7 protein-coding genes are annotated in these 7319 nt (G+C 73.8%); 3 read left to right on the top strand and 4 right to left on the bottom strand.

Annotated features, from left to right (window positions below):
- Positions 1 to 828 (top strand): enoyl-CoA hydratase/isomerase family protein (locus E2E34_RS28395; RefSeq protein ID WP_244316194.1); only part of this gene is annotated, 828 nt, incomplete at its 5' end.
- Between the two features lie 91 nt (positions 829 to 919).
- Complete coding sequence (locus E2E34_RS28390; RefSeq protein ID WP_138904745.1) at positions 920 to 1525, top strand: flavin reductase family protein; 606 nt, start codon at positions 920 to 922, stop codon at positions 1523 to 1525.
- Here the strand turns inward: E2E34_RS28390 and E2E34_RS28385 are convergent.
- Positions 1515 to 2828 carry an MFS transporter gene (locus E2E34_RS28385; RefSeq protein ID WP_244316192.1) on the bottom strand — a complete coding sequence of 438 codons (1314 nt, stop codon included), beginning with the start codon at positions 2826 to 2828 and terminating at the stop codon, positions 1515 to 1517. The genes E2E34_RS28390 and E2E34_RS28385 overlap by 11 nt on opposite strands.
- Positions 2829 to 2924: 96 nt before the next feature.
- Complete coding sequence (locus E2E34_RS28380; protein ID WP_244316196.1) at positions 2925 to 4151, bottom strand: MFS transporter; 1227 nt, start codon at positions 4149 to 4151, stop codon at positions 2925 to 2927.
- A 98-nt stretch (positions 4152 to 4249) separates the two neighbouring features.
- Here E2E34_RS28380 and E2E34_RS28375 point away from each other — a divergent pair, with 98 nt between their 5' ends.
- Complete coding sequence (locus E2E34_RS28375; RefSeq protein WP_167518405.1) at positions 4250 to 5251, top strand: GlxA family transcriptional regulator; 1002 nt, start codon at positions 4250 to 4252, stop codon at positions 5249 to 5251.
- 8 nt (positions 5252 to 5259) lie between these two features.
- Here E2E34_RS28375 and E2E34_RS28370 read toward each other — a convergent pair whose 3' ends face one another.
- Together E2E34_RS28370 and E2E34_RS28365 are read right to left on the bottom strand one after the other, a co-directional pair.
- Positions 5260 to 6315, bottom strand: coding sequence for a Zn-dependent alcohol dehydrogenase (locus E2E34_RS28370; protein ID WP_138904741.1), 1056 nt, complete (start codon positions 6313 to 6315; stop codon positions 5260 to 5262).
- Positions 6312 to 7319, bottom strand: a 1008-nt coding sequence (locus E2E34_RS28365) for an acyl-CoA dehydrogenase family protein (protein ID WP_138904740.1), incomplete at its 5' end; no start/stop codon positions are given. The genes E2E34_RS28365 and E2E34_RS28370, both read right to left, overlap by 4 nt.

Raw genomic sequence — 7319 nt, 5'->3', positions numbered from 1 at the left:
ACGACGGCCGCCCGGCCACCGGGCCGGACGGCCGTCCTCTCCCGTACGCCGGCTCCCGTCAGGAGCCGTCCGCCGCCGGCGCGGCCGCGTCGCCCCTGGCCTTCCTGCGCGCGTCGATCGTGGCCCCAGCGCGACCGCGTCGTCGCGCTGCTCGCCGCCGCCTCCGCCGACCCCGCCACCCGCGCCGTGGTCCTCACCGCCACCGGCAAGGGCTTCTGCGCGGGCGCGGACCTGCGCGGGGCGCCGGCGAGCCCCGGCGACCGGGTCGCGGGGGACGTCGCCCGTACGATCCGGCTCGGCGCGCAGCGGCTCGTCAGCGCCGTGCTGGACTGCGAGAAGCCGGTGATCGCCGCGGTCAACGGCACCGCCGCCGGCATCGGCGCCCACCTCGCGTTCGCCTGCGACCTGGTGCTGGCCGCTGAATCCGCGAAGTTCATCGAGGTCTTCGTACGCCGCGGCCTGGTCCCGGACGGCGGCGGCGCGTACCTGCTGCCCCGCCTGGTCGGCCCGCAGCGCGCGAAGGAGCTGATGTTCTTCGGGGACTCCGTACCGGCCGCCGAGGCCGAGCGACTGGGCCTGGTCAACCGCGTCGTGCCGGACGCGGAACTGGCCGGGACCGCGCGGGCCTGGGCCGAGCGCCTGGCGGCCGGCCCGACCCGCTCGATCGTCCTCGCCAAGCAGCTGGTCAACGCCTCCCTCGACGTCGACCGGGCCACCGCGTTCGCCGCCGAGGCGGCCGCCCAGGAGATCAACATGACGACGGCGGACGCGAACGAGGGCGTGGCGAGCTTCGTCGAGCGGCGTACGCCCAAGTACCGCGGCCTGTGAGGACAGGCCGCAGGGTGGTGTCCGGAGCTGTCCGCGCCTTCCCATCTGACGATCCGTCAGTTTCAATGGAGGGGTGATGGGACACGCAGGGATGGCGGCCACCGTCGTCCGATACCTCAGGTCGGTCGGCGCCCCCACGGCCGCCGAACCCTACGACGCGCTCCCGCGCCCCGACCTGCGGGCCGTCGGCGCGGACGAGCGGCTGCCGGTCGACCCGGCCGAGTTCCGCGCCGTGCTCGGCCGCTTCGCGACCGGCGTCACGGTCGTCACGGCCCCGCACACCGGCTTGGAGGACCCCGCGGGACCGGCCGGCTTCGCCTGCCAGTCCTTCGCCTCGCTCTCCCTCGACCCGCCCCTGGTCACCTTCATGGTCGCCCGTACGTCCACGACCTGGCCCAAAATAGCCCGCGCCGGCGTCTTCTGCGTCAACATCCTCGGCGCGGACCAGGGCGACCTGTGCCGCGGCTTCGCGGTGAGCGGGGCGGACAAGTTCGCGGGCGTCGGGTACGCGCCGGCACCCGTCACCGGGTCTCCGCTGCTCGACTCCGTACCGGCCTGGATCGACTGCCGCGTCCAGGCCGTCCACACCGGCGGCGACCACCTGATCGTCGTCGGCCGGGTCGAGGCGCTGGGCGGGTCCGACGACGGGGAGCCGCTGCTGTTCCACCGGGGCAGGTTCGGCCGCTTCAGCGCGTGAGACCCGCGAGGGGCACCGGCTTCCTGCGGATGACCAGGGACATCAGCGCGGCGGCCGCGCACAGCGCCCCCGCCCCGTACCAGACGACGTCGTACGAGCCGAACACGTCGCGCGCCACACCGCCCGCGAAGGCGACCACGGCCGCGCCCACCTGGTGCGAGGCGAGCACCCACCCGAAGACGATGGCGGAGTCCTCGCCGTACTGCTCCCGGCACAGGGCGAGGGTCGGCGGAACGGTCGCCACCCAGTCGAGGCCGTAGAAGACGATGAAGAAGATCATCGGCGGGTGGACGCTCGGGGCCATCAGCATCGGCAGGAAGAGCAGCGAGACACCGCGCAGCGCGTAGTAGACGGCGAGCAGGCGGCGGGCCTCGAAGCGGTCGGTGAGCCAGCCGGAGGCGATCGTGCCGATGACGTCGAAGACACCGATGACGGCGAGCAGCGAGGCGGCGGCGGTGATGGGCATGCCGTGGTCGTGGGCGGAGGGGACGAAGTAGGTCCGCATGAGTCCGTTCGTCGACGCCCCGCAGATCGCGAACGTGCCCGCGAGCAGCCAGAACGGCCCCGTCCGCACCGCCGCGAAGAGGACGGTCACCGTCCGCTTCGCCGCGCCCGTGCGGGGCGCCGGCTTCGGCACGAACTCCCCTCCGTACGGGGCGAGCCCCACGTCGGCCGGGTGGTCGCGCAGCAGCAGCCAGACGAACGGGACGACGACCAGCGCGGCCAGGGCGACCGTGACGGAGGCGGGCCGCCAGCCGTGGTGCTCGACGATCCAGGCGCACAGCGGCAGGAAGATCAGCTGGCCGGACGCCCCGGCGGCGGTCAGTACGCCGGTGACCAGGCCCCGGCGCTCGACGAACCAGCGGTTGGTGACCGTCGCGGCGAAAGCCATCGCCATCGACCCGGTGCCGAGGCCGACGAGCAGGCCCCAGTAGAGCATCAGCTGCCAGCTCGCGGTCATCCAGACGCTGAGCAGGGCGCCGGCGGCGACCGTGCTCAGCGCCGCGACCACCACCTTGCGCATGCCGAAGCGGTCCATCAGCGCGGCGGCGAACGGCGCGGTCAGACCGTACAGCGCCATGTCGATGGAGACGGCGAAGCCGATCTCGCCGCGCGACCAGCCGAACCGCTCGTGCAGCGGGTCGATCAGCAGGCCCGGGAGGGAGTTGAAGGCGGCGCCTCCAATGATCGTCACGAAGGCCACGGCGGCCACGAACCACGCGCGGTGCGGCATCCGGCGCCTGCGGCGCGGGCCGGCGGCCGGGGGGGTCGTCTTCGCGGCGGCGTCGGTTGTCTGGGTCACGTCCCACAGCTTCGGGCCCGTCGTAGGGCCGGTCGAGTGGCCGGACAGCCACGGTTCGCAAGGATCGGGACACGCGCTACGGTCGGCACGCCCCCCTCACCCCACCCGCCGCAGCTCGCGGATCGGGCGCGCCCCCAGCAGCACTCCGATCACCCCCAGCATCACGACCACTCCCGCCAGCAGGACCCGCTCCGCGCCCACCGCCTCCGCCACCGGGCCCGCCAGCGCGCGGCCCGCCGCCATCATCAGCAGCGATCCGGACACGTCGTACGCGTGCAGTCGGTTCAGCGCGTCGGGCGGCACGTGCGTCTGGACCGTCGTCGACCACATCACCAGCCAGAACGCGAAGGCCGCGCCGCCGGCGAACTGGCCCGCCCCCAGGGCGGTCACGGACAGGTCCAGCCCGAACACCAGCAGATTGACCACGACCCCGAGCAGCGCCACGGCCCCCGCCGCCAGCGGGCGCGCCGGCCGCAGCCGCATCGCAAGCAGTCCGCCCGCCACGCTGCCCGCGCCGTTGACCGCCATGAGCACGCCGTACGTGCCCGAGCCGTGCGCCTCGGTCACCAGGACGGCGGTGAGCGGCAGCATCGGGCCGGCCACGGTCAGCCCGTACACCGTCCATATCGCGATGACGCCCCACAGCCAGCTGCGCGAGGTGAACTCCCGCCAGCCGTCGACCAGTTCCGCCAGCAGCGAGCCGCGCTCCACCGGCTCCCCGGCCGGCGGCAGCCGCAGCAGGAACAGGCAGACCCCGCTGACGGCGAACGTCGCGGCGTTGGCGGCGAACACCGCGCCCGCGCCGCCCGAGACCCCCACCACGAGCCCCGCGAAGGCCGGACCGGCCATGGTCATGAGCGCCTCGCAGACGCGCAGGACCGCGTTCGCCCGCTGTACGTCGTGCGCGATCCGCGGGACGGTCGAAGCGACCCCCGGCTGGAAGAGCGCCGCGCCGACACCGCTGACCGCGCTCAGCCCGTACACCACCCACACCGACGGGTCGCCGGCCGCGAAGGACAGGGCGAGCACCGAGGCGCCGACCAGTCGCAGACCGTCCGCGAGGATCATCATCCGGCGGGGCGTGAAGCGGTCCGCGAGTACGCTACCGAAGAGGACCAGGACCGCGAAGGGGCCGATCCACGCGGCCAGGGCGTAACCGACCGAGGAGCCGGGGCGGCCCGCGCCGAGCAGACCGGCGGCCAGGGCGACGGGCACCATGCCGTCGCCGAGGACGGCGACCGTCCGCGCCACGAAGAAGAGCCGGAAGTTACGGTTCCACCGGGCCGCGGGGCCTTCTCGCGGCGCCCCGGCCGTCTCGGGAATGTCCTGGGCCGCTGCACGCTTGTCCGTCACAGCGCAGAGATGTACCAGCTAGAGGTCTATACCAGCCAGCCATTTTGGACCGTGAGGAGCCGGGGCCGATGGACAGGAAGCACGGCACCGTGCCGCACCGCGTGGTCGTCCTGGCGCTCGACGGACTGCTCCCTTTCGAACTCGGCATCCCGCACCGCATCTTCGGCCGCGCGAAGGACACGGCGGGCGAGCCCCTCTACGAGATCGTGACGTGTTCCGTCCGGCCGCCGGGCCCCGTCCGTACGGACGCCGACTTCTCCATCGCCGTCGAGCTCGGCCCCGAGGCCCTGGCCACCGCCGACACCGTCGTGGTCCCCGCGTCGTACGAGCTCGGCTCCGTCTACGAGCAGGGCGTACTGACCGAGGACCTCGAGGCCGCCCTCACCTTCGTACGCCCCGGCACCCGCATGGTCTCCATCTGCACCGGCGGGTACGTCCTGGCTGCCGCGGGCTATCTCGACGGCCGCCCCGCGACCACGCACTGGTCGGCGGCCGGTCATTTCCAGCGCCTGTTCCCCTCCGTGCGGGTCGACGCGGACGTCCTGTTCATCGACGACGGCGATGTCCTGACCTCCGCCGGGGTCGCCGCCGGGCTCGACCTCTGCCTGCACATCGTGCGGCGCGACCACGGCAGCGCCGTCGCCAACGAGGTGGCCCGACGCACCGTCGTACCGCCGCACCGGGACGGCGGACAGGCCCAGTACATCCACCGTCCGGTCCCGGAACCGCAGGTGGCGACCACGACCGCCGCCCGGGCGTGGGCCCTGGACCGCCTCCACGAGCCGATCCAGCTGCGGGACATGGCCGAGCAGGAGTCGATGTCGGTACGGACGTTCACCCGCCGGTTCCGCGAGGAGGCCGGGATCAGCCCCGGCCAGTGGCTGGCCCAGCAGCGGGTGGAGCGGGCCCGGCATCTGCTCGAATCGACCGACCTGTCCGTCGACCAGGTGGCCCGCGACGCCGGTTTCGGCACGGCGACCTCCCTGCGCCAGCACCTCCGGACGGCGCTCGGCGTGCCCCCGACCGTCTACCGCCGCACGTTCCGCGCCACGACCGCCCCGAGCGCGTAGCGGCCGGCTCAGAACGTCAGCACGCCCCTGGCCACGCGCCCGTGGTGCGCGTCGTCCGCCGCCTTGGCGAAGTCCTCCACCGGATACGTCTCGGTCACCAGCTCGTCCAGCAGCAGCCGGCCCTGCGCGTACAGCCGGGCGTACAGGGCGATGTCCTGCTGCGGGCGCGAGGAGCCGTACCGGCAGCCGAGGATCGACTTGTCCAGGTACATCGAGGAGACGAGGAACGACGCCTCCGCCGTGGCGGCCGGCACCCCGAGCAGCACCGCCTGCCCGTGCCGGTCGAGCAGGTCGATCGCCTGGCGGATCAGCGCCGTACTGCCGACGCACTCGAACGCGTGGTCCGCGCCGGACGGCAGGATCTCCCGTACGGCGTCCCCCTCGGCCGAGGCGAGGAAGTGCGTCGCGCCGAACTGCCGCGCGGCCGCCTCCTTGGCCGGGTTGGAATCGACGGCGACGATCGTCGACGCCCCGGCGATCCGGGCGCCCTGGAGGACGTTGAGCCCGATCCCGCCCGTCCCGATGACGACGACCGTGTCCCCGAGGGCGACCTTCGCCCGGTTGAGCACGGCGCCGACCCCGGTGAGAACCCCGCAGCCGATGAGCGCGGCGGACGTCAGCGGGATGTCCCGGGGGATCTTCACCGCCTGGACGCCCTTGACCAGGGTCCGTTCCGCGAAGGCCGAGTTGGAGGCGAACTGGTGGAGCGGGCGCCCACCACGCGTGAAGGGCCGCCCCGGCATCCCGATCGCCCTGCGGCACATCGTCGGCCGCCCCCGGCCGCAGTCGGGGCACGCCCCGCAACTGGCCAGCGTGGACAGCGAGACGTGGTCGCCGGGCGCGACGTGGCCGACGCCCGCGCCGACCGCCTCGACGACCCCGGCGCCCTCGTGCCCGAGCACCACGGGCACGGGGAAGGGGATCGTCCCGTCGATCACCGACAGATCGCTGTGGCAGAGCCCGGCCGCGGCGATCGCGACCAGCACCTCGCCGGGGCCCGGGTCGCGTATCTCCAGGTCGTCGACGACCTCGGCCCGCGTGCCGTCGAACACCACACCTCTCATCGGGGCTCCCTCGGTAGGCCGAGCACACGCTCGGCGATGATGTTCCGCTGGATCTCGTCGGAGCCGCCGTAGATGGTGTCGGCCCGGCTGAACAGGAACAAGCGCTGCAGAGGGTCGAGCGCGTACGGCCGCTCCTCGTCCCAGTCGTACGGCCCGACCGCGGCGGCCGCGCCCCGCACCTGCACGGCGAGCTCACCGAGGCGCCGGTGCCAGCCGCCCCACAGCAGCTTGGCGACGCTGGGCCCTCCGGGATCGTCGTCCGAAGTCCCGAGCGTCCGCAGGGCGTTCGCCCGCATCACGTGCAGCTCGGCCCACAGCCGCACCAGACGACCGCGTACGACAGGGTCCCCGGCACCCCGCTCCCCTTCCGCGAGCGCGACGCGCACGACCTCCGCCAGCTCCCGCGCGAAGCCGATCTGCTGCACGAGCGTGGACACTCCGCGCTCCAGCGCGAGCAGCCCCATCGCGACGCGCCAGCCATGGCCCTCACCACCGACGACGTCCCGGGCGACGGCCCCGTCGAAGAACACCTCGTTGAACTCGCTGGTCCCGGTCATCTGCCGGATCGGCCGTACGTCGATTCGCCCCGGCTGGTCCATCGGCACCAGCAGGAACGAAAGCCCGTGATGGCGCACACTGCCCGCGCCGGTCCTGGCCAGGACGAAGCACCAGTCGGCGTCCTGCGCCAGGGAGGTCCAGATCTTCTGCCCGGTGACGCGGTACGCGCGCCCGTCCCGCACGGCGGCGGTACGCACCGAGGCCAGGTCGGACCCGGCGCCCGGCTCGCTGTAGCCCTGGCACCAGAGCTCCTCCCCACGGGCGACGGCGGGCAGGAACCGCTGCTTCTGCTCGTCGCTCCCGTGGGCGATCAGCGTGGGCGCCAGCAGGTTCTCCCCGATGTGGCCGGCTCGGCCGGGGGCGCGGGCCCGGGCGTACTCCTCGGCCCAGACGACCTGCCGGGTCAGGGAGACGCGCCGCCCGCCGTACGCCCCGCCGTCCTGCCA

Source organism: Streptomyces albidochromogenes (assembly GCF_005981925.1).
GTDB classification, from domain to species: domain Bacteria; phylum Actinomycetota; class Actinomycetes; order Streptomycetales; family Streptomycetaceae; genus Streptomyces; species Streptomyces albidochromogenes.
This window is presented reverse-complemented; position numbering and strand designations above follow the sequence as displayed.

Bases quoted from the DNA above. Each gene is read 5' to 3' on its own strand.
- E2E34_RS28390 (WP_138904745.1), top strand. From the start codon at position 920: ATGGCGGCCACCGTCGTCCGATACCTCAGGTCGGTCGGCGCCCCCACG.
- E2E34_RS28375 (WP_167518405.1), top strand. From the start codon at position 4,250: ATGGACAGGAAGCACGGCACCGTGCCGCACCGCGTGGTCGTCCTGGCG.
- E2E34_RS28370 (WP_138904741.1), bottom strand. From the start codon at position 6,315: ATGAGAGGTGTGGTGTTCGACGGCACGCGGGCCGAGGTCGTCGACGAC.